Origin of the sequence: Marinifilum sp. D714 (assembly GCF_030851345.1) — a bacterium.
GTDB lineage: Bacteria > Bacteroidota > Bacteroidia > Bacteroidales > Marinifilaceae > Marinifilum.
In genome coordinates this window covers 142,100-163,910 of record NZ_JALPNU010000007.1, presented here as the reverse complement: position 1 = coordinate 163,910, position 21,811 = coordinate 142,100, and the positions used below count along the sequence as shown (strand labels likewise).

The 21,811-nt window shown below is 35.2% G+C and carries 20 protein-coding genes; 8 read left to right on the top strand and 12 right to left on the bottom strand.

The window, feature by feature from the left end; all coding sequences use genetic code 11:
* Genes M0051_RS09410 through M0051_RS09400 form a run of 3 tightly spaced genes read left to right on the top strand, consistent with a single transcriptional unit; the run spans nt 1 to nt 2,900 of the window.
* The gene (locus M0051_RS09410) at nt 1–981 is read left to right on the top strand and encodes a MoxR family ATPase (protein ID WP_306741278.1); all 981 of its coding nucleotides are present in this window, start codon (nt 1–3) and stop codon (nt 979–981) included.
* Nucleotides 981–2,312 (top strand): DUF58 domain-containing protein, encoded by a 1,332-nt coding sequence (locus M0051_RS09405; protein WP_306741277.1) that lies wholly within the window; start codon nt 981–983, stop codon nt 2,310–2,312. The genes M0051_RS09410 and M0051_RS09405 overlap by 1 nt, the downstream gene beginning before the upstream one ends.
* Nucleotides 2,313–2,324: 12 nt before the next feature.
* Entirely contained in the window at nt 2,325–2,900 is a 576-nt protein-coding gene (locus M0051_RS09400) for a peptidylprolyl isomerase (RefSeq protein ID WP_306741276.1), read from the top strand.
* Here the strand turns inward: M0051_RS09400 and M0051_RS09395 are convergent.
* Nucleotides 2,884–3,576 (bottom strand): HAD family hydrolase, encoded by a 693-nt coding sequence (locus M0051_RS09395; RefSeq protein WP_306741275.1) that lies wholly within the window; start codon nt 3,574–3,576, stop codon nt 2,884–2,886. The genes M0051_RS09400 and M0051_RS09395 overlap by 17 nt on opposite strands.
* A gap of 148 nt (nt 3,577–3,724) precedes the next feature.
* Here M0051_RS09395 and M0051_RS09390 point away from each other — a divergent pair, with 148 nt between their 5' ends.
* Entirely contained in the window at nt 3,725–4,099 is a 375-nt protein-coding gene (locus M0051_RS09390) for a hypothetical protein (RefSeq protein ID WP_306741274.1), read from the top strand.
* A gap of 118 nt (nt 4,100–4,217) precedes the next feature.
* Here the strand turns inward: M0051_RS09390 and M0051_RS09385 are convergent, their stop codons facing one another.
* Together M0051_RS09385 and M0051_RS09380 are read right to left on the bottom strand one after the other, a co-directional pair.
* Nucleotides 4,218–5,153: a metallophosphoesterase gene (locus tag M0051_RS09385; RefSeq protein WP_306741273.1), complete on the bottom strand. Its 936-nt coding sequence runs from the start codon at nt 5,151–5,153 to the stop codon at nt 4,218–4,220.
* 183 nt (nt 5,154–5,336) lie between these two features.
* Entirely contained in the window at nt 5,337–6,809 is a 1,473-nt protein-coding gene (locus tag M0051_RS09380) for an aminotransferase class V-fold PLP-dependent enzyme (RefSeq protein ID WP_306741272.1), read from the bottom strand.
* 587 nt (nt 6,810–7,396) lie between these two features.
* Between M0051_RS09380 and M0051_RS09375 the strand changes: the two genes are divergently transcribed.
* The 3 genes from M0051_RS09375 to M0051_RS09365 all read left to right on the top strand — a co-directional run bounded on the left by M0051_RS09375 (nt 7,397) and on the right by M0051_RS09365 (nt 12,444).
* Nucleotides 7,397–9,301: a long-chain fatty acid--CoA ligase gene (locus M0051_RS09375; protein ID WP_306741271.1), complete on the top strand. Its 1,905-nt coding sequence runs from the start codon at nt 7,397–7,399 to the stop codon at nt 9,299–9,301.
* 90 nt (nt 9,302–9,391) lie between these two features.
* A complete protein-coding gene (locus M0051_RS09370) occupies nt 9,392–10,918 on the top strand; it encodes an alkaline phosphatase (protein WP_306741270.1) in 1,527 nt (508 codons plus the stop codon).
* Nucleotides 10,919–11,301: 383 nt separating this feature from the next.
* Entirely contained in the window at nt 11,302–12,444 is a 1,143-nt protein-coding gene (locus M0051_RS09365) for a YibE/F family protein (RefSeq protein ID WP_306741269.1), read from the top strand.
* Between the two features lie 120 nt (nt 12,445–12,564).
* On the opposite strand, the gene M0051_RS09360 is transcribed toward M0051_RS09365, so the two are convergent.
* The 3 genes from M0051_RS09360 to M0051_RS09350 all read right to left on the bottom strand — a co-directional run bounded on the left by M0051_RS09360 (nt 12,565) and on the right by M0051_RS09350 (nt 14,403).
* Nucleotides 12,565–12,882, bottom strand: coding sequence for a two-CW domain-containing protein (locus tag M0051_RS09360; RefSeq protein WP_306741268.1), 318 nt, complete (start codon nt 12,880–12,882; stop codon nt 12,565–12,567).
* Between the two features lie 162 nt (nt 12,883–13,044).
* On the bottom strand, nt 13,045–13,800 hold the full coding sequence (locus tag M0051_RS09355; RefSeq protein ID WP_306741267.1) for a DUF1835 domain-containing protein: 756 nt from the start codon (nt 13,798–13,800) through the stop codon (nt 13,045–13,047).
* A gap of 12 nt (nt 13,801–13,812) precedes the next feature.
* A complete protein-coding gene (locus tag M0051_RS09350) occupies nt 13,813–14,403 on the bottom strand; it encodes a Crp/Fnr family transcriptional regulator (RefSeq protein ID WP_306741266.1) in 591 nt (196 codons plus the stop codon).
* Between the two features lie 141 nt (nt 14,404–14,544).
* On the opposite strand from M0051_RS09350, the gene M0051_RS09345 reads away from it, so the two are divergent.
* A complete protein-coding gene (locus tag M0051_RS09345; protein WP_306741265.1) occupies nt 14,545–15,882 on the top strand; it encodes an MATE family efflux transporter in 1,338 nt (445 codons plus the stop codon).
* A 106-nt stretch (nt 15,883–15,988) separates the two neighbouring features.
* Here the strand turns inward: M0051_RS09345 and M0051_RS09340 are convergent, their stop codons facing one another.
* The 6 genes from M0051_RS09340 to M0051_RS09315 all read right to left on the bottom strand — a co-directional run bounded on the left by M0051_RS09340 (nt 15,989) and on the right by M0051_RS09315 (nt 21,103).
* Nucleotides 15,989–16,717: a putative signal transducing protein gene (locus M0051_RS09340; protein WP_306741264.1), complete on the bottom strand. Its 729-nt coding sequence runs from the start codon at nt 16,715–16,717 to the stop codon at nt 15,989–15,991.
* Between the two features lie 138 nt (nt 16,718–16,855).
* Nucleotides 16,856–17,587 carry a GNAT family N-acetyltransferase gene (locus M0051_RS09335; protein ID WP_306741263.1) on the bottom strand — a complete coding sequence of 244 codons (732 nt, stop codon included), beginning with the start codon at nt 17,585–17,587 and terminating at the stop codon, nt 16,856–16,858.
* Between the two features lie 42 nt (nt 17,588–17,629).
* Nucleotides 17,630–17,818: a hypothetical protein gene (locus M0051_RS09330; RefSeq protein WP_306741262.1), complete on the bottom strand. Its 189-nt coding sequence runs from the start codon at nt 17,816–17,818 to the stop codon at nt 17,630–17,632.
* 154 nt (nt 17,819–17,972) lie between these two features.
* Nucleotides 17,973–18,605, bottom strand: coding sequence for a HutD family protein (locus tag M0051_RS09325; RefSeq protein ID WP_306741261.1), 633 nt, complete (start codon nt 18,603–18,605; stop codon nt 17,973–17,975).
* A 118-nt stretch (nt 18,606–18,723) separates the two neighbouring features.
* A complete protein-coding gene (locus M0051_RS09320) occupies nt 18,724–18,930 on the bottom strand; it encodes a hypothetical protein (protein ID WP_306741260.1) in 207 nt (68 codons plus the stop codon).
* A 313-nt stretch (nt 18,931–19,243) separates the two neighbouring features.
* Nucleotides 19,244–21,103, bottom strand: coding sequence for a hypothetical protein (locus M0051_RS09315; protein ID WP_306741259.1), 1,860 nt, complete (start codon nt 21,101–21,103; stop codon nt 19,244–19,246).
* Nucleotides 21,104–21,811: the final 708 nt, after the last annotated feature.

Here is a 21,811-nt window from a genome sequence, read left to right as displayed (position 1 = left end):
ATGGAAAGAAACACACAATTCGAAAATAGAATTGATTTAGGTGAATTAAATCAGCTAATCAATCAAATTAAGTTTGAGATCCAAAAAGTAATTGTTGGACAAGAAAAAAACATAGACCTACTACTTGTTGGTCTATTCTCTAAAGGGCACATTTTAATTGAAGGTGTTCCGGGAATTGCAAAAACTTTATCGGCAAAGCTATTGGCAAAAGCAATCAGTTCTGATTTTTCAAGAATACAGTTTACACCTGATTTAATGCCATCGGATGTTTTGGGTACTACCATCTTTAACATGAGCAAATCGGAATTTGAATTCAACCAAGGTCCAATTTTCTCGAACATTGTGTTGATTGATGAGATCAACCGTGCTCCTGCCAAAACTCAATCTGCCCTGTTTGAAGTAATGGAAGAATACCAGGTGAGTATTGATGGAAACACCTATAAAATGGGTGAACCATTTTGGGTATTGGCAACACAAAATCCAATCGAACAGGAAGGAACTTATCGATTGCCTGAAGCGCAATTGGATAGATTCTTAATGAAAGTTGAGTTTGAATATCCAAGCGAAGAGGAAGAATTAAGTATTCTTGAAACCAAACATGAACGAAGAGGTGCTATAGAGACTCAAATCATAAACAAGGTAATATCTGCTGATCAAATTAAAGAAATGCAAGATAGAGTTCAGTCCATTCATATCGATGAAAACCTTAGAAAATACATTGTGCAGATTGTTCAAAAGACCAGAAATCATCCTGGAATTATTTTGGGAGCCTCTCCTCGTGCATCGGTTTCGGTAATGACAGCAGCCAAGGCATTCGCTGCCATTCATGGACGCGATTTTGTGACTCCTGACGATATCAAAAACATTATTGCTCCGGTTTTACATCATCGTTTAATTTTAACCCCTGAGAAGGAAATGGAAGGAATTAAACCAAAGGAAATCATTCATCACATTTTGGAAGGTATTGAAATCCCACGATAATGAAGTTTATAAAATCTTTATACCTACACCCTTTTTTCTATTGGCTGATAAGTGCTATTGCTGTAATATCTGTATTGGGCTTTTTTATCCCAGTACTATATACCATAGCAAAACTTGCCTGCCTGTTTTTTGTGATAGCTTTGGGCTTTGATATTCTTCTGTTGTATCGGACTAAAGATGCTGTTCAGGCAGAACGAATTTGCCTGGAAAAGCTTTCAAATGGAGATGAAAATCCGATTCAAATTAAGCTACAGCACAACTACAGTTTTACAGTTAATATTGATTTGATTGATGAAATTCCAATTCAGTTTCAAAAGAGGGATTTTAACTATTCACTATCGCTAAAAGCAGGAGAAGAAAAATTGCTTAATTACTCGCTTAGACCTTTGAGTCGCGGAGAGTATCATTTTGGTGTAATTAATGTTTATGCCTATTCGTTCTTAAAAATCATCAAACGAAGGTTTAAGTTGGGTAATTCGGAAATGGTTCCTTGCTATCCTTCATACATGCAAATGCGCCAGTACGAACTAATGGCTATTTCGAACCGATTAACTGATTTTGGAATCAAAAAAATTCGCAGAATTGGGCATCAAATGGAATTCGATCAGATTCGTGAGTATGTAAAAGGAGATGATTACAGAACCATAAACTGGAAGGCAACAGCGAGAAAATCACAGATCATGGTAAATCAATACCAGGATGAGAAGGCACAGCCTGTATATTCGATTATTGATTGTGGCAGATCCATGAAAATGCCATTTTATGGACTTAGCCTGTTGGATTATGCCATAAATACAAGCTTGGTAATATCGAACACTGCAATTTTAAAACACGATAAGGCAGGTTTACTTTGCTTTGGTAAAAATGTTCATTCCAATATTCGTGCAGGAGGAAGAAGAACACAAGTAAAGAAAATCATGGAGGTTTTGTACAATCAGGAAACCGATTATCCTGAACCCAATTATGAGCTGCTTTATTCATCGGTAAAGCACTTTGTTAGAGGCCGAAGTTTGCTTATGCTGTACACGAACTTCGAAAGTTTGGATTCCATGAAAAGGCAACTGCCCTATTTACAGGGTTTGGCTAAAGATCATCTTTTGGTTGTGATTTTCTTTAACAATTCGGAAATTGAAGAAATGACTAGAAAAACAGCTGATAGCATTGAAGATATTTACGTAAAAACCATTGGAGAAAAGTTCTTATTCGATAAAAAACTAATTGCAAAAGAGTTGGAAAAGTATGGTATTCATACGATATTGACTGATCCAAAAGATCTAACGATAAACAGTTTGAATAAATATTTGGAATTGAAATCCAGAGGTTTGATTTAATTTCTCGCAACCATGAAAAAATATAGCATCATTATTATCGCCTTTGTGTTAACGGTATTTGCTTGCAATTCGCAAAACCCAACCGTTACCATTAATACTGATTTGGGTGAAATTGAATTGGTAATATTTGAGGACAAAGCGCCCATTACGGCGAAACATTTCATGCAAAACATTGATGAAAATGTTTTTAAAGATGCTTGTTTTTACCGAGTTGTCAGATTGGACAATCAGCCGCACAATGATATAAAGATTCAGGTAATACAAGGAGGCTTATTCCATGATTCAATCGTGAATAAGCTGCCTACCATAAATCACGAAACCACCAAAGAAACTGGTATTCTGCATACCAATGGAGTAATCTCCATGGCCAGATTAGAACCCGGATCGGCAAGTACCGAGTTTTTTATTTGTATTGGCAATCAACCAGAACTAGATTTTGGCGGAATGCGGAACCCCGATGGACAAGGTTTTGCTGCTTTTGGGAAAGTCACAAAAGGAATGGATGTAGTCAAAAAAATCCAAACACAAAAAGACCAGGGACAAATGCTGAGTAAACGAGTTAAAATCCTATCTATAAAACGCAACTAATCAATTCTTCAATCTTCTCGATCTTTTGAAAGTCTGAATTGGAAATTTCTTCTTCTTCAACCATTTCGTGTACCCAGGTAGTGTGAAATGGCACATGAACAGCCTTGCCTCCAAGATTCAAAACAGGCAGAATATCTGATTTTAAAGAATTCCCAACCATTAAAAACTCCTCAGGTTCAATGTCCAGATGCTTGATTAGTTTCTCGTAATCACTTTCTTGTTTATCACTCAATACCTCGATGTGATGAAAGTATTTTAACAATCCTGATTTCTTAAGCTTGCGCTCCTGATCGAGCAAATCTCCCTTTGTTGCTACAATCAAACGATATTTTCCAAACAAGGATTTTAGAACGGACTCTACTCCATCTATTAATTCAACAGGTTTATTGATTTGTTCCTTCCCCAACTCTAAAATCGCTTGCACTTTTTCCGAAGATAGATTGCCATTGGTAATTTTCAAACCTGTTTCAATCATGGATAAAATAAAAGCTTTAGTGCCATAACCATACAAAGGAATGTTGCCTATTTCAATCTTGAAAAGCTCTTTTGTAACTTCATCAAGACTCATTCCATTGGTTAACAACTCACAGAATCTCATTTCTGTTTCACGAAAATATGGCTCGTTAACCCATAACGTATCATCTGCATCAAAGCCAATTACCTTAATCTTATCCATAAAAGAAGTATTTAATCTTGTGCGAAATTACGAACAATCCCATAAAATCCAACATCACTCGCTTTGCTTGACTTTATCTTAACAATTGATTAATTTTAATTGTAACCGCGAAGTATTGCTATTTTTCTCAACAATTCAAAAACGAATCATGGAAAGAAGAACGAATTATCAAGATCATCCATCGAGATTTTTTCTACTGATCGCAAGGATTATAGGATTTTTAATTGCCGGAGTCTTTCTGTTGTTTATGGTTCCTGAATTTATTGAAATTCTTGACAACAAATCTGAGTATACCGAATTCTGGATTTTTGTATTTTACGTCCTTTCTATGCTATATGGTGCGGGTTTTCTTCTCTCCTTCTGGAAAATCAAAATCAGTGCCTACATCATGATTGTAAGCAGTGTGGCAATCGCTCTTTATGGATTTTTGGATACAATGAGTTGGGCGGTATTCCTAATTCTGATTCCTTTGTCATTTTCAGGAATCCTATTTTTAATCTATTCAAAGAAAATGGGTAAGTAATACCTAATGTAATATTTAATGAGCTATTATAGAAAATAGTATAATGGCGATGTAGAAAATGTTAGGCAGTGTGAGCTTGCGAAGCAATGACTCATATATTTTCACAATCGGTATATACCTATAAAATCTCTACTTTTTTTACCTTTTCTATTTTTACGATGTTCTCAGAATCCAATGGTCCACCATTCCATTGATAGGCCACCATTATGCCTCCATTTGCAATGCAACCATCCACACAGCAAAGATTCTCACGAATTACACCTGCTTTCCCATTTAGGCAATAATGCCCAAAAAACACAGGTAATTCATCTTTAGGATAAAGAGGAATATCATAACAAAGTTCGCGAGGAATCGTGTAATTGGGAAGTTGAAATTTATTCCCAAATGAAATATCCTCAAAGCCCTTTCCTTGCATTGGTTCCCACCATTTTATTCTATATGCGGTACGTTTAAAACCATAACCATCTTTAAGCACCATATCGTCGGGCATAGTAAACTCCCTGCCCTTTAGCAATAACATTAAAGCATTGAATACTTTTCCACGCTCGAAATAGATTCTTCTTAAAAACTTCTTGCTAAGCCTGTTTTCAGGATTTTCTTTCTTTATAATCTCAACAGCCTCGTCGTCCCATGAAGCGTGAACCACTCTAAACCCATCCAACTCCAGGAAAATTGGAAGAGAACGCAACCATTTCAGATATTTTTTACGCTTTGCCTTATCAAGCTTAAATTCTTCGTAAGTTTTTTTGATTTGAGTCTTATTCTTTAGGTTATGATCGCGTAAAAATATACCATCATTATCTTTTGTATAATAAGCCAGAACATTCAACTCATGATTTCCTACTACCGCGTAAGCATTTCCCGATGTCACCATCTTCATCACAATGCTTAGGGTCTTAAAAATCTCAGGTCCCCTATCTACAAAATCACCAACAAATACAGCCTTTCTTTCGGGGTGAGTATATCCCAATTCTCCTTCGGTATATCCCAAGGAATTCAACAGTTTCTTTAGTGTTTCCGCCTCTCCGTGAATGTCTCCTATTATATCGTACACTTTTTGATCTGATTGGTTAATCTTTACCAAAAATATAAAAATATTTGTATTTGCACATTTATAAATTTTTGGATGAAGTTTTCGTAATAAGTGAATGTAAAATTAGAATCTTCGACTTAATCGACATAAAAAATGCTTATCCAAAAATCAGATAAGCATTGAATATTTTTAAAGAACTCTGTCTTATAGATCGAATAAACCGTTCACTTCTATTTTTTTCTTGATATTCTTATCTCCGCTGTAGTAAAATTCATTCACTTTACGATTGTAAGTGTAATCATTTTTCCACTCCTCATAGTTTTCGATTACCTTTTCCAAAGAGTCGATAAAATAAAGTACCTCTTTGTTTGTTGTTGTTGGATGTAAAGACCAACGCACCCAACCTGGCTTATGCGATAAGTCGCCCGAAGTAATTTCACTGGTAATGGCATCCGATTGTTCCTGACTTACTTCCAGCAAATAATGCCCATAAGTACCGGCACAAGCACAGCCACCTCTTACCTGAATTCCAAATCGATCATTCAATAACTTTACCAACAAATTGTAATGAATGTACTCAACGTAAAATGAAAGAATTCCCAATCTCTTCTGAACATTGTCGGCAAGGACATGAACATCTTTAACTGCCTTTAATTTACCAAAAGCCAAATCTAAAAGTTCTTCTTCTCTATCTGCAATATTCTTGGTGCCCATTTGATTCTTAACCTCAATTGCCAAAGCAGTACGTATGGCTTGAAGAAAACCTGGAGTTCCACCATCCTCACGAGCTTCAATATTATCAACAAACTTGTATTTTCCCCAAGGATTTGTCCAATCAACCGTTCCTCCTCCCGGATTGTCGGGAACCTCACAATTGTACAATTTCGAATCAAAAATCATTACCCCTGAAGATCCAGGACCTCCCAGAAATTTATGAGGTGAAAAGAAAACTCCATCCAGTTTTGCTTTTGGATCGGCAGGATGCATATCAATGTCAACATATGGCGCCGATGCGGCAAAATCAATAAAGCAGATTCCACCATATTCATGCATAATTTTAGACATCTCATAATATGGAGTAACAATACCAGTTACATTGGAACAGGCCGTAAATGAACCAATTTTCATCTCTCTATCCTTATATTTTTCCAACTCGGCTCTCAGGTTATCCAGGCTAATGGTTAAATCTTCGCCTGGTGGAACCACTACCACATCAACATTGGTTTCGTACCAGGAAGTTTGATTGGAATGATGCTCCATATGAGTCAGAAAAACCACTGGTTTTTCTCTTTCTTTTTGACATTGATATCTACCAATCATACCACAACCTTTCAGTCCAAGAATACGCTGCAGTTTATTTACAACAGCCGTCATCCCAAATCCGGCATGAATGATTACATCGTCCGGACCTGCATTAACATGTTCTTTGATTAATTCCTGAGCTCTATGGTAAGATTGAGTCATTAAAGTTCCGGTCTCGTTGGTTTCCGTATGCGTGTTGGCAACATAAGGGCCAAACTCTTTTAACATCTTCTTTTCCAAGGGTGCGTACAAACGTCCGCTGGCAATCCAATCTGCATATACAATCTTTTGCTTTCCAAAAGGGGAATAAAAGCTAGCATCGTAACCAACTGTATTCTTTCGAAACTTTTTAAAATATTTTTCTAAACTACTCATTGGGTTAGGGTTAGTTTTTAGGTTTCTTTCTATTAAGACAATCTTGTATTCGTTTAGGGTGAAAACGAAATTAGATATTAATCTTATTGCTTTTTTGATAATCGGCTTCAAAATAGATATTTGCACCTGCAAAAACAAGAAGAAATATCAGCTTTTTTAAGGGGTTAAAAGATTAGAATCATCCTTAATTACCAATCAAAATGAACAATAAAAAAGAACAATGCCCATTCCAAACCCTTAAGGCATACAAAAACCTTTAGCAAAGAGATATTTTAATCTTTAATCGACCTACCACAACTTGCAGGGATACATTTAAGGTTTAAACTCCTATCAAACACATGTAAAAAATACAATTTAAAGCTTCAGTCCTTGTCCTGCAAGTTGCAGTGTCTAAATTTAAGCATCAATTGGCTTTAAACATTTCTGAAAAGTATTGGCAAAGCAATTCCTAAAACCAAATCGCATAAGAATAGAATTCAATCAATTTAAACATTAATTAATTTTAAATGGATTATTTGTTTTGACTCCCGAATCGATTACTTTTGGCTTTCTTAATTCATTATACATCAGACTGACATAATATATCGATGAATACTATAATTCAACTTTTTGAGGAAAGTGTAAAAAAATATGGTTCCAATCCATATTTGTGGGAGCATACAGGAGAGAAATATGAATCACTGAGCTACAAGGAACTGCATAAACAAGTTAAACTTTTAGCCTATGGCTTGTATGCTTCCGGTATTGATAAAGGAGATAGAATTGGTCTTTTATCGGAAGGAAGAAATGCTTGGGTTCTTTCAGAACTAGGAATATTATTTGCTGGTGCTGTAAATGTGCCTTTATCTGTAAAACTTGACGCACAAAATGAATTAAAATTCAGATTAATTCACTCCGAAGCAAAGTACGTTATTGTATCAAAAAATCATCTGGAAAAAATTCGTTTGATTAAGGATGAAATCAAAACTCTGGAAAAAATCATAGTAATTGATGAAGATATTGAAGTAGATGGAATTGAAGTTTTCCTTTCGGATATCATGAGCTTGGGTGAAATACTTGCCGAAGATGACAAAAATGATTTGGATAAAATTCAACAAGAAATACAAGCTGATGATAACGCTAATATTTCCTATACTTCTGGTACAACAGCTGATCCTAAAGGAATTATTCTAACGCATAACAATTACACAAGCAATGTAATTCAATCGTCGAGCTTAATGCACATTCCTGAGTATTACAAGACCTTGTTGATTTTACCATGGGATCATTCTTTCGCTCATACTGCCGGAATCTATAGTTTTATGCTGAAAGGGGCATCTATTGCTGCCGTGCAACAAGGTAAATCGCCAATGGAGGCATTGAAAAACATTCCTAAAAACATCAAGGAAATTAAGCCTCACATTTTAATGAGTGTTCCTGCTTTGGCTAAGAACTTCAGAAAAAACATTGAGAAAGGAATAAAAGCCAAAGGTCCTAAAGTTGAGAAATTATTCAACAAAGCATTAAAACTGGCCTACAAGTATAACGATCATGGATGGAACAAAGGCAAGGGAAGCAGAATGTTCCTGAAACCAATGTACATGTTCTACGATAAGATACTATTCTCGAAAATTAGAGAGAACTTTGGAGGCAACTTAAAATTCTTTGTTGGAGGTGGCGCATTGCTTGATATTGAATTGCAGAAATTCTTTTATGCCATCGGCATTCCAATGTACCAAGGCTACGGATTATCAGAGGCCTCTCCTATTATTTCATCAAATGCTCATCACAAGCACAAATTGGGTTCATCGGGATTTTTGGTTAGCAATATGGACCTAAACATTTGTGATGATGATGGCAATGCCCTACCTGTTGGTGAGAAAGGTGAGATTGTAATAAAAGGCAGTAACGTAATGAAAGGTTACTGGAAGAATGAAAAGGCATCAGCAGAAACACTTAGAGATGGATGGTTGCATACCGGTGATATGGGTTATATGGACAAAGATGGTTTCTTGCATGTACTTGGACGATTCAAGTCTTTACTTATTGCAAACGACGGAGAAAAATTCAGTCCTGAAGGAATCGAAGAAGCTTTTGTTGATCAATCGCCATTGATGGATCAGTGTATCTTGTATAACAATCAGGATCCTTATACCATAGCTCTTATAGTTCCTAATAAAGCAGCAATTGTAGCCAAACTGAAAGAGCAAAATCTTACTCCTGATTCGGAAGAAGGTCAGAAAGTTGCCTTGGATTTATTACAATCAGAACTGAACGAATATCGTCCAGGTGGAAAATATGAGGAAATGTTTCCGCATCGCTGGTTGCCTACTGCAGTTGCCATTTTGCCTGAAGGATTTACCGAAGAGAATAAATTATTGAACTCTACCATGAAAGTGGTTCGCGATAAGGTAATTGCTTATTTCAAAGAATATGTAGACCATTTGTATTCTCCAGAAGGCAAAAACTTCTTTAACGAGAAGAACAAACAAAGCATTGAACGCATGAAATAAAATCTAATATAGATTTAACTTTCTTTTACTATTTAAAATCATTACAGATAAATGTTTTTTTGTAGTTTTGAAAAAATTTAAACCAAAAACATGACACGATTAAAACCAATCACTATTTACCTGATTCTTGCTTTTACATTCTGCATTAGCAGTGTTTTTGCACAACCTAGCGAAAGAGACAACTATCAGGGGGCATCTCCAAAGTACATTTTCTATTTTATTGGAGATGGTATGGGCTTATCACAAACCAACACTGCTGAAGCCTATTTGGGAGCCATTAACAATACCAATGGAATCCAAAAATTAAAACTAAACACATTACCAAAGCAAGGTTTTTATACCACTTATGCTACCGACAGATTTATTACAGGATCTGCAGCAGCAGGAACTGCACTCTCTACAGGAGAAAAAACATCAATTAATACAATAGGCATGGATGCAAAAAGGCAAAAACCTTTGCAGACAATTGCTGAAATGGCCAGAGATAATGGATATAAAGTAGGAATTGTATCTTCTGTTTCGATTGATCATGCAACCCCTGCTTCCTTCTATGCTCATCAACCTAGTAGAAGTATGTACTATAATATAAGCCTTGATTTAAGTAAAAGTGGTTTTAACTACTTTGCTGGTGGAGGAATTAAGCATCCTGAAGGCGATGGCAAAATTGATAACAAAAACACCATGGCCAATTTTGGCATGGGAGGAGCCGTTGATTTAGAACAAAAAGAAAGCAATTCTATAAAAATTGCAGAAGCCAGAGGGTATAGATTTACCAATTCTATAGAAGAATTTAAAGCATTAAAGAAAGGTGATGATAAAATCATCAGTATTGCACCAAAATTAGTTGGTGGAAAATCTCTTCCTTATTTCATCGATCAAAATGGAAAATCAGATATCTCTCTTGCCGAATTTACCGAAAAAGGAATTGAACTATTAAATAACAAAAATGGATTCTTCATGATGGTTGAAGGTGGTAAAATCGACTGGGCGTGTCATGCCAACGACGCTGCAACTGCAATTCAGGAAGTCATTCAGTTCGATAATGCTGTCTCCGTCGCTTTGGATTTTTACAAAAAACATCCAAATGAAACTTTAATTTTGGTTGCCGGCGATCATGAAACCGGAGGTATGGCATTAGGATTTGCAGGTAGTCATTACGATTCAGCCTTTGCACTTCTAAAACACCAAAATGTTTCTTACGAAAGTTTCTCCAACTTAATTTCAGACTACAAAAAGAACAACAAAGGAAACTACAAAGTAGAAGATGGTTTGGAATTGGCGAAAAAACACTTTGGTTTAGGTTGTACTGAAAAAGGTCTTGATTTAAGTGAATTCGAGATGCAGCAACTAAAAACTGCCTTTGAAAAAAGCATGAACTACAACAAGAAAATGAAGAAAGACGATCAGTTTTATTTGCTATATGGTAGTTACGATCCATTCACAACAACTGCCTGTCATATTTTATCGCAAAAAGCTGGTATTGGTTGGACATCTTTTTCTCACACAGCTGCGCCAATTCCAATTCGTTCCATTGGGGTTGGAGCCGATTTGTTTACCGGATTCTTCGACAATACCGATGTTCCAAAAAACTTAATGAAATTAATAGAGAACAAATAATTCTTAAGCCTCGCAAATGCGGGGCTTTTTTTTACTTTGACACAGATCATCATGATTATTTATGATTTGAAATCGTAAATTTTCAACGCCTTTGAATGTGTTCATCTAACCAGGTTATAAACAATCATACAAAATCGTAATTAATCTGCTTCATCCTTTTCAATATACCTCATCCTATCCTTCTCCTTGAGGAGAAGTGAACACCAAATGCACATTTTCATACTGAAATCTCGTCCTATGTAATACACAAATCAACTTGATCAATGATGATTCAAATCCATAAGCCAAAAGCTCCAATTGAATACAGCCAACCAGATCATAAACAATCATACAAAGTCATAATGATCTGCGTCTCCTACATTTTTCTTTTCTAACTTTGCCAAATGTTTAAATTCAGCATTCCTCAAAAATCCGATTTAATTCTGATTGTACTTTTAATCGTGTTAAGCTCGATAATTGTACTACTCCCAAATGGTTTCGAAACCCAAGCAGACAAAAACACAACTCGTGTAAGAGCATTGGTTTTAGAAACCGATAACAGTTTAATTGTTGAGACAGGTATTATTAAGACAGGCACACAAAGCTTAAAAATCAGAATCCTAAACGGTAAGTTTAAGGGAGAAGAGCTAAATGCTTTTAATCAGCTGGTAGGAAGAATGGAGTTCGACAAATTCTTTCTGCCGAAAGACAAAACGCTTACTGTGCTCAATTTAAACGAGGATAACTCACAAATTATTAGTGCCACAGTGGTGGATCATTATCGCATTCGATTGGAAGCATTTCTTTTGGCTCTATTTGTAATCATCTTGGTAGCTTTTGCAGGATGGACAGGCATTAAAGCCATGCTATCCTTTATGTTTGCAGGCATTGCCATATGGAAATTACTGTTGCCAGGATTGCTAAAAGGTTTTCCTCCTATCCCACTTTCATTGGCTATTGTAGCCTTACTAACATCGGTAATTATATTTTTGGTAGCAGGTACCAATAAAAAAGGTTTAAGCGCTTTTTTAGGTGCAATGAGTGGAGTTGCAGTTACCTGTATCATGGCCATATTGTTTGGTACGCTTTTTAATATTCATGGTGCCATTAAACCTTTTTCGGAAACCTTGCTTTACTCGGGATACAATTACCTGAACCTTACTGAAATTTTCCTTGCCGGGATTTTCATTTCCTCTTCGGGTGCTGTAATGGATATTGCTATGGACATTTCAGCCTCGCAAGCAGAAGTATACCAGGCAAACAAAGAGATTAGCAGAAAGGAATTGCGTCGTTCAGGATTCGAAGTTGGAAAAGCTGTTGTAGGAACCATGACAACCACTCTTCTTCTTGCCTACTCAGGTGGTTTCTCTGCTCTTTTGATGGTATTTATTGCACAGGGAACTCCAATGATTAACATCCTAAACCTGAACTATGTTTCAGGAGAAATCCTTCATACCTTGGTTGGTAGTTTTGGATTGGTATTGGTTGCACCGTTTACTGCAATCATTGCCTCTTGGATCTTTACAAGAGGAACAAAAAATCATTAATTATCTTTCTCTAGCTAAGGGATGTTACAAATGGTTCTGAATAGGACTATACAGATTGAACTTGGACTAAAATATAAAAGAGACAAAAAGAAGTCAATTCTTCATTTTTGTCTCTTGATTTTATTTCGCATTTAGTAGTTTACACTTAGCGTTTGCTTTTGCCTGTGTTGGAGTTACCATAAAATACCGCTCCTCCTCCTCTTGCACATGCTTAAAAAACTTACAAGTCAGGCAGGTAAGAAATTTCTGTGCAAAAGTTCCACCAGGCTTGCCATGACATAAAGTTCCTGTTATCGTCCAACAAAATCGACCTCCGGCATGTCCATTGTGAACTCCATCATATTCGTTGGGAAGCGCGGCTGGGCAAACTCCCAAATCCTTCACATTCTCACCATTCTCTTCCCGTCCACACTTCATTATCTCCCAACAATTCTTCATACACATATTTTGGTAGCAGTAAGCTAGGGGTTGTTACGCAGACATTAAAACTTAGATTCACATTCTTAGCCCACTCTTGACAAAAAGTGGCTTTATGGGGATTAAGGCATTTTTTTAATACTTCTTAGGGGTTATCATTATAAGTAGCAGTGACAAAAAGAGTTATTTATTCTTTAAGATTTCATCCAGCAGAGCACGCACCTGTAAATCACTGAAACCATAAACTTCTTCTCTTTGGCAAAACTCCTGAAATACGGGTGCAAATTCGGTAGTTTCTAAATCGCTTATAATTTTTCGTAAACTTTCCTTTGGTCGGCCTTCATACTTTTCCTTTGACAAACGATCAATTTGTGCATTTACAGCAGGAAGTAAAAAAGGGAATTGGTCTTTCAATTGTTCAGCAAGTGCATGCATCTCCATCCAATTCTCATGCTGATACATCCTCCACAATTTGGCCAACAGTTCCAATGATTTGCCTTCAATTGACATTTTGTGCTCATGAGCCACGGATAGTTCCTCCTGATTCATTCTGCCAAAGCTGTATTCATTGCCTTTATTGGGTCGAACCAGAAAAATGTTCTGTTTCTTATGGTTCTCGAACAGAAGATTCAAGCAAAACCAAAAATTCACCTGGCAAAACAGATCATCTTCGAACCATAGGTTCACCTCATCCTTCTCATTTATCTCCAGTATTTTTTTCAGTTCTGCTGAAGTTCCCTGATGATATTCCTCTTCACTATCTATAGGATACTTGCTGCAAATAAACTTTGCCCGAACCTGCAATAACTCATCCAAACTGTCACCAGATACCTCACCATCCACCAAACATTCACGAGCCACAATTATTTCTCCCTCGATATTTTTGGGAAACATCTCTTTTAAACAATCACCGTTTACAATGTGATAGGTTCTATGCATATGCTTCAAATATTAAAAATCCTTGTTTTCCTGAAATCCCAATTCTTTTCTCAACCTGCTTATGGTTACCGGTGAAACACCCAAATAGGAAGCAATATCCTTTAAAGGAGCCCTTTCCTTCACATTCTGATTGTTCTCAATGAGCTTCATGTATTTTTCTTTGGTAGCAAGCGATTTAAATTCATCCAACTCATGAATGGTATTTATAAAAACACTTTCCATAAAGCATCGGCCCCAATTTGCCCAATCACAATGATCTTTAAACAATGCTTTTACATGATTTATTTTCACCCTGTAAAACAAGCTATCTTCCAGCAATTCCGTTGTTTCATGAATGTAATTCATATCAATGTATGAATTCATTGAAAAACAGATATTGCCTTCAAATCCGAACCAAACCACCTTCTTGTTTCCCTTCTCATCGATATAATGATTCTTTACTGCGCCTTCTTCGATAAAATACAGGTAAGGCGAGCGAATGTTTTCATGAATTAACACCTCTCCTTTCTTCATCCGAACTTCTTCGAATTCATGAATGATTAAATCTTTGCTTTGTTTCGACAGTTTGTAATACCTATCGATAGCGGAAATTGCATTTCTCATAAAAACATTTTTTGATTCTGACTTAACAAATGTAAAGCAATTTGCCTTTTGACCGAAATATATTTGCAGCCGGAAAATCAGAAAACTGAATTTCAATACTGAACAATCAGTATCGAAACACAAATCAATTATATACTTACTATGAAATTTTGGAAGCAACATTCCACCGAATATAAAAAAACACTATCGCTTAGCATTCCGGTTATTATCGCACAAGCAGGACAAATTACAGTTGGTTTAATCGATAATGTAATGATTGGTCAATTGGGAACCACTCCCTTTGCTGCGGCATCATTTACCAACACCCTGTTTAGCCTGGTTTTGATATTTGGAATGGGTTACTCCTTTGCATTAACTCCATTAATCGGAAAAAACTATGGAGAGAAGGACTATGATTCCATAGGATCATGGATTAAGAATGGCTTACTGGCCAATACATTTATGGGCGTAGCTTTGGCTGTGGTATTGCTGATTCTGTATTTTCTGATTCCACATATGGGACAACCTGAATCTATATTGCAAGCCTCACAAGATTATTTGGCAATTCTTATGATATCGGTAGTGCCCATGATGATATTTTATGGTTTTAAGCAATTTGCTGAAGGGGTTGGTGACACCAAAACAGCCATGAAGATTATGCTTTGGGCCAACTTAATCAATGTAGTAGGAAATTACCTGTTTATGTATGGAAAAATGGGTTTACCCGAGTTGGGTCTTATAGGTGCCGGAGTAGGAACCTTATTGGCCAGAACATTTATGGCCATTGCTTTTATCATACTCTTCCATAGAAATGAGAAGTTCAAATTCTTTGTAAAGCTATACCAGCAAAGCAGATTTTGTTGGGACAAATGCATACAAATTGTGAAGCTTGGTCTTCCATTGGGAGGTCAATTGGTTATGGAAGCCAGTGCTTTCGGCTTATGCGCCATTATGATGGGATGGGTAAGTGAAATAGGTTTGGCTGCCCACCAGGTTGCCATAACCCTTTCAACTCTTGGTTTCATGATCTATCAAGGATTGGGAGCCGGAACCACCATACGCGTGAGTCATTACAAGGGGGAGAACAATAGCCTTGGAATTAAAAAAGCAACCAAAACGGCCATGCATCTGATGTACCTGTATTGTGCACTTTTAATGCTTGTATTTATAGGAGCTCGCAACATTTTGCCACTAATGTTTACCAACAATCACACGGTTATCAACCTGGCAGCACAAATGCTCGTTGTTTGTAGTATTTTTCAGTTGGTTGATGGCATTCAGATTGTACTTGCCGGCACCCTTAGAGGATTCGCTGATGCTCGCATTCCAGTAATCATCACCTTTGTATCTTACTTTGTGATTTCCTTGCCCTTTAGCTACCTATCGGCATTTGTATGGGGCTTTGGTGCAGTAGGAATATGGTTTGGCTTTCCGGTTGGTTTATCCATTTGCTGCACACTATTCCAATTGCGATACAAGTATTTACTTAAGAGATTTTAAAAGAAAAGCGAAGCATTTAGCTTCGCTCAGTTTTTTGTTTTACCGTTAAGCGCTTTTTGCTTTCGAAATACACGAGCTACAAACTTTTGCTAACTGTGGGGATTCTTCAAAAAAGATGAACTCTCTCAATGCGCCCAACTATTTTTGTTGATTTAGATGTAAGAGAAATTGAATTTGAATTCACATTCAGATCATAACTGCCATCATAAATGTAGTTTAATGTGTCCGAATCAAATATTACGAGTTTATTATTTTCCAATTTCCATTTTGCCTCAATTGAAGGCGTATTAAAACCAGGCATCCGAACCGTTCCTCCCTCATAGAATTTAATATTTTCTGAATATCCATTTGACAATACTAATTTTAATTCATTTGTTTGTGGCTTATAGTATTTCCCGTTGTATCTAATCCTATTCAGATACCAAGTTTCACGAGTAATTAATTCTGTTTTGCTGGGCAAAGATGAAAGTACAATAGGAACTAATACAGCAATCGCTAAAACTGCCAATATTACAAGCATTCTTATCTCAAAACCTAATCTTCCAATTAGTGGTATTCTAGATGTTAACTTAGATAAATTAGATTCGTAAAGATCAGATTCAATATTCTTAGGTTTAAGAAATCCTGCTTCCACCAGAATCTCATTTGATTTTATAACATCTCTCTCAAAAACTTGTAATTTGACTCCACCAATGGCATTAGAAATAAAATTATCCACCTGCACGGTAAGTTCATCTTTTAAAAAGACTTTTATTCCTTCAGATTCTAATTTCGCTTTGGCAAAATGAGCTTCATGCGGCAAATCAAAACTGGCTATTGTTTTAAGTTTCTCCATTTATTTTGTCCTTCTAGTGTTGCACATTAGTATGGGTTTTATTTTAAAAATTGCCCCCGCTACCGCACGAGTCCTCTCGTATGGTCCTATTTTACAAACGGAACGCGATTGAATCGCGCACCCGCAAGGGTATTAGCTTTAGTTATTTCTTTCCTTCAATACCCTATAAGTTTCAAGTTCTCCATAGGTCTTGAAGCCCAATTTTATATAGATTGGCTCTCCCATTTTTGAAGCATGAAGAACACATGTTCTCGCATTATTTTCTTTCGCTTCCATTAATAAATACTCTGTCATATTTTTCCCGATTCCTTTTCCTCTGCCTTTCGGAAGTGTTCCAATCATGTGTAACCCTGCATTATTACGAGAATCAAAAAATACAATTCCACAGCCCAAACTCTCCTTATTTTCTTGATATGTAAATAATCTAATGCTCTTAGAGATTTTAAGGATTTCATTGATTACTTGATCGTCCACTTTATATCCAAAAGATTTTGATGCTGTTTCCGCAAAGCTTAAGGCATTCTCTTCTGTTACTACTTGTTTGATATTAGGATTGGTAATTGTAGTACTTGAGAATAATTTTAAATCAAGAGCCATATTTTTTTGCGCCATCACAAATTCCAGATTGGGATTTCCACTTAAGTCATTTGGCTTTGGAATTGTTATCATCTCAGGGGTCTTTCCTCTCCTACTTAATTGTACAATTTTACTTAATGTTTCAGCATTATTTTCCAAATTAAAAATTCTGTTAGGCCAATCCGAATCACCCATCGAAACTGCGGTATAACTGTTTGTTTTTGAAATCCTATTGGTGATATTGCCAATTTGTTCCCAAAGTTCGTATAAGTTATTTATTACCTGATTATTCATTTATTGTAGTCTGTTTATCTCAATTAAAACTGACAATAAAAATTATAATTTATTTTTCCTAAGCAACTTGATTCCAAAAGCTGGAAAAGTAATTGCCACAAAAACCAAGGCCCCAAACAAATATCTATTTTCTAATTGATAAAAATTGAATCCTTTTGCTAATAAAAGTAACATGGATATTACCCCAAAAATAACAAGTAAAATTCCTAATGATTTATAAGCTTTTTCCATAGTTTATTCTTTTTTATTTAAGAAATGAATCATTTGTAATATTAAACCCCCAAGGCTACCGCACGAGTCCTCTCGTGTGGTTCTGTTCAAAAAAATGGAACGCGATTGAATCGCGCACCAGCCAGATCATTTATAAAGCATCGGGTTTAAACGCTTATTTTAGCTCTGTGATATTAACCACCACAAATTTACTTTGCTGCAAAGCTTTAAGTGTATTATTTAAGGATGGAGATTCTACAATGAGCAAATCACCATCGCTTAGTCTGGCCCCGTTAATTTCAATTAATCCTTTATAAAGGAAAATGAAATTCATTTTACCATCCATATCAATTTTTTGCTCGGTATTTTCCAGAACATTAAAACCTTTCATTTTGCCCTTGGTGTCCGATTTGCACATCAGATTAAAGTCGGTACATTTTCCTTTCGACAAGCTTGTCCATTCACCCTGAAAATGATCCGTATCCAAAGGTGCTAAAAGCTTGCTGTGATGATGTTCATGCTCCAGTTGTATTTGTCCATCAAGTACCATAAGGATTCGTTCAACTCCCGGCAATGGAGTAAATGTTGATTCTTCGATTTCCACCGTCGCGCTTGATATCCTGAAAAGGAAATCTCCATTTTTATATTGAGAGTCTTCAGGAAAAATATACAATTCGGTAGTTGTTCCACCAGTCCACTTGCTGGCCAGATGCTCTTTTTTAATTCGGTAATTATTCACATTAAGTTCCTTTAATTCTTCACTAGAATCCACAGTAAAATTTTTATTTATTTTATCTAAGTTCTTCATTTAGTGCTTTTGATCTTTTATGCTTGTTTATAGTTCTATCGTTAAAATCTCACTTCTGTATCCAGCCGATCCGAACCACGGCATTAGCTATAACCAACTATACTACTCTGTTTTTTCTTTATATCAAGTGGTAGTAATAAATTCCTACTGCTAAATTGAATAAAATCAAACCAATTCCAGCATGTAGTCGCAACTTTCTACTGAAAAGTAAGAGTACCAAGTATACTAGAATTGTTATCATACCAATGAATAGAGGAACCAAAATCCATTCCATCGCACCTAACTCGTAGTAATCTGGTATATCAGCACTAACTGAAATTTTCATTGAGATAATAATAGATACCAGTATGCCTAAGAGAATATATAATGTCCATTTATTAATGTAGCGTTGCTTTACTGTCTTTATATTTCGATCAAGCCAAAGCATCACAGCGAATAATAAAAAGACTATAAAAAAGTAGCTATATAAAAAAAACTTAAACGTCATGTATCAAATTAATATAGAATTTCCATATTGATGTCTAGTAGTGATTTGATGTCCCCTCACTACAGCATGAGTCTTCTCATGTGGCTCTGTTTAAAAATGGAACGCGATAGAATCGCGCACCAGCATGGGGATTTATAATCTTTTTTCATGATTAATTCTTTTTAGCCATCGCCTTTAATATACGCTCCTCTTTAATAAGCACATCTTTTAATAATAATTGATAAGGAAATTGTTTGTGTTTTGAATTTTTAAATCCTTCAAGAATGTTACCCATAGAACTTGCCGTAATAAGTGAAAGGTTTATTTCAAATTCTAAATCACATTCGTTTATAAAGTCATCACTAAATTCTGGTGCTACTAAAAGTGATTTAACAACATTGTAACCATTATTTTTGGCAACATTAACATAGGACTTCATTTGTCTTGAAACCGAGCTAAACTTATTGTATCCACTCTCTTTTACTGTCTTACACTCAACAATAATTACATCTTCATTTCCCAGATTTAGAACTAAATCCATTTTGTTTTTTGCATTGTTAAGCTTTTTCTTTAATGTTTCATCAACATTAAAACCAAGCTTTTCAAAAATGGTTTTAGTGATATCTTCGAACTTTAGTCCTAATTCACTCTCTTTAATTGTTATTCCATTTTCTCTTAATAATTCCAGGTTTCGGAAACCAATAGCTTCGTAATTTTCAATCATTAAGTTTTCTGCATCTTTATATGCGTCTAAAATATTTAAAACTAGATCTCCTCTAGATTTTAAGCCTTTCACATTAACAAACTCTTTGAGTTCATCTGCATTCAGTATATCTAAGATATCTCTTGGTTTAATATTACAATCCAGAAGAGTAGAACTGTTTATTACAGTCTCTTCAGGCATTTCAAACTTCTTTAGAAATGTTTTTCTAAATGTTTTTAACTCTTCGATTAAATCAATTAAAAGTCTCTCATAACCTTCTATAGAAATACCAACTTTTTCATCTTTCTCCTGCTCCTTAAAGAATAAAATCAAATTCTCAATTTTATCCTCAAGTGTTGTTCCTCTCAATGAAGATTCAACTTTCAATCCATTCTCCCATAATTCATTTAAGAATTTTTTCTTCTCAGTTAGATTAACTCCATCCTTATAAATTCCCGTTTTTAATAAGTTTGTAAATGAAATTCCACTGGTGATTATACGATTTACTTTTTCTTCATAATCTAAATCTTTAATATTGATATTGTGCTTTCTACACACAAGATTTAGTTGCGATTCTTTAAAAGTTTTCAATACTCTTCTATAGTATTTATCCGCAATCTCTTTTTGTCTCATTTCTCTTAGTACTGCAACAACCTCATCCGCAACATAAACCAAATTGTTTTTCCTTGAATAAAAGATTACTCCAATATTTTTAAGAAATGTTATTATAGAATCGATATCTAATTTTTCAGGTGGAATAGTTAAGTAATTTATCATCTTAACTTCTTCTTGTGATAGCTCTAATGCATTAGCTAAGGTCAAAAGTATTGATAGTTCGTCATCCGTGATTTTTGCATCTCGATTATTATCTCCATCATTTATATATGCTGTTTCAACACATGCTCTATAAATCTCATAATCTCTCCTTAGCAGTTCAGGAATTTCAGATTTTTCATCCTCTAGTTGAACTTTAAGACTTTTTGTTCTCTCTTTAATATTCTTTAGTTCTTTTTCATACAATCGAGCTAGCCAATCTTGCTTTAAAATACAGTTACCATCCTTAATGATAATATCAATTAAAATATCAAGCTGTGAGGTAGTATTAACGAATTCTGATTTTACAGTTTCAGCAAACTCAGACTTGACCAGGTCAAATACTTTTGAAATATTTAAACTATCAACATTCTTTAGATCATTACTGCTATCAGATAAAATTTTATCTATCTCTTTAGCGTTCTTAGGGTTTGAGGACTTAATACAATCAATAATCTTGAGGAAAGAGTTTTTCTCTAACGAATTAACAAGATCTAATATTTTTACAAGTTTCATTTGGGTATGTTTAAGTAACACATTAGTAAAAATCACATGCAAAAAGTTGATTAGAAAATAAGAAATAGTAGAATTATATTATTGCAATGTGATAATGAACTTCTAATCTACAAAACAATAAAGTTCAATCAAAGCATTCCTATGATTAATTTATAGGCTTTTATAGCTTAACGAAATAAAAGATAAATTACATCTCTTAATTCTTATGGCAACAACAGATAGTCATTCAAGTTTGAATTCCATGTCTCATTACGGATTCCAGAGGTCAATTGTATTTCGCTTGATCAATTCACAAGCTTACTTAATAAGCATACAAATACATTTAAACATATTACAGTTTTATTTCACCATTCATTTCATGATCTTAACTATGATTTAGGTACACTTAATCAGTTTACAGATACACTTCACCATCATACAGATACTCTTCAACTGACAATCAGTCCGTTTAATCATTCTCCAGATCCTTTTAATCTGTCAACCTGTCCCCTTAATCTTACTCCAGATACACTAAATTGTTATACAGATACACTTAATTGCTTTACAGATACACTTCATCATCATACAAATACATTTAATTGGTAAACAAGTCCATTTAAACTACCTATAAATCACCCTACCAATTATTCAAATTCATTTAATCTAATTACAGCTAAACCTTACCAATATCCAGATTCTTTTAGCCTTATAATCTATTCATTTAATTAT

Bases quoted from the DNA above. Each gene is read 5' to 3' on its own strand.
- M0051_RS09410 (WP_306741278.1), top strand. From the start codon at position 1: ATGGAAAGAAACACACAATTCGAAAATAGAATTGATTTAGGTGAATTA.
- M0051_RS09405 (WP_306741277.1), top strand. From the start codon at position 981: ATGAAGTTTATAAAATCTTTATACCTACACCCTTTTTTCTATTGGCTG.
- M0051_RS09400 (WP_306741276.1), top strand. From the start codon at position 2,325: ATGAAAAAATATAGCATCATTATTATCGCCTTTGTGTTAACGGTATTT.
- M0051_RS09395 (WP_306741275.1), bottom strand. From the start codon at position 3,576: ATGGATAAGATTAAGGTAATTGGCTTTGATGCAGATGATACGTTATGG.
- M0051_RS09390 (WP_306741274.1), top strand. From the start codon at position 3,725: ATGGAAAGAAGAACGAATTATCAAGATCATCCATCGAGATTTTTTCTA.
- M0051_RS09380 (WP_306741272.1), bottom strand. From the start codon at position 6,809: ATGAGTAGTTTAGAAAAATATTTTAAAAAGTTTCGAAAGAATACAGTT.
- M0051_RS09375 (WP_306741271.1), top strand. From the start codon at position 7,397: ATGAATACTATAATTCAACTTTTTGAGGAAAGTGTAAAAAAATATGGT.
- M0051_RS09370 (WP_306741270.1), top strand. From the start codon at position 9,392: ATGACACGATTAAAACCAATCACTATTTACCTGATTCTTGCTTTTACA.
- M0051_RS09365 (WP_306741269.1), top strand. From the start codon at position 11,302: ATGTTTAAATTCAGCATTCCTCAAAAATCCGATTTAATTCTGATTGTA.
- M0051_RS09360 (WP_306741268.1), bottom strand. From the start codon at position 12,882: ATGAAGAATTGTTGGGAGATAATGAAGTGTGGACGGGAAGAGAATGGT.
- M0051_RS09355 (WP_306741267.1), bottom strand. From the start codon at position 13,800: ATGCATAGAACCTATCACATTGTAAACGGTGATTGTTTAAAAGAGATG.
- M0051_RS09350 (WP_306741266.1), bottom strand. From the start codon at position 14,403: ATGAGAAATGCAATTTCCGCTATCGATAGGTATTACAAACTGTCGAAA.
- M0051_RS09345 (WP_306741265.1), top strand. From the start codon at position 14,545: ATGAAATTTTGGAAGCAACATTCCACCGAATATAAAAAAACACTATCG.
- M0051_RS09340 (WP_306741264.1), bottom strand. From the start codon at position 16,717: ATGGAGAAACTTAAAACAATAGCCAGTTTTGATTTGCCGCATGAAGCT.
- M0051_RS09335 (WP_306741263.1), bottom strand. From the start codon at position 17,587: ATGAATAATCAGGTAATAAATAACTTATACGAACTTTGGGAACAAATT.
- M0051_RS09330 (WP_306741262.1), bottom strand. From the start codon at position 17,818: ATGGAAAAAGCTTATAAATCATTAGGAATTTTACTTGTTATTTTTGGG.
- M0051_RS09325 (WP_306741261.1), bottom strand. From the start codon at position 18,605: ATGAAGAACTTAGATAAAATAAATAAAAATTTTACTGTGGATTCTAGT.
- M0051_RS09320 (WP_306741260.1), bottom strand. From the start codon at position 18,930: ATGAAAATTTCAGTTAGTGCTGATATACCAGATTACTACGAGTTAGGT.
- M0051_RS09315 (WP_306741259.1), bottom strand. From the start codon at position 21,103: ATGAAACTTGTAAAAATATTAGATCTTGTTAATTCGTTAGAGAAAAAC.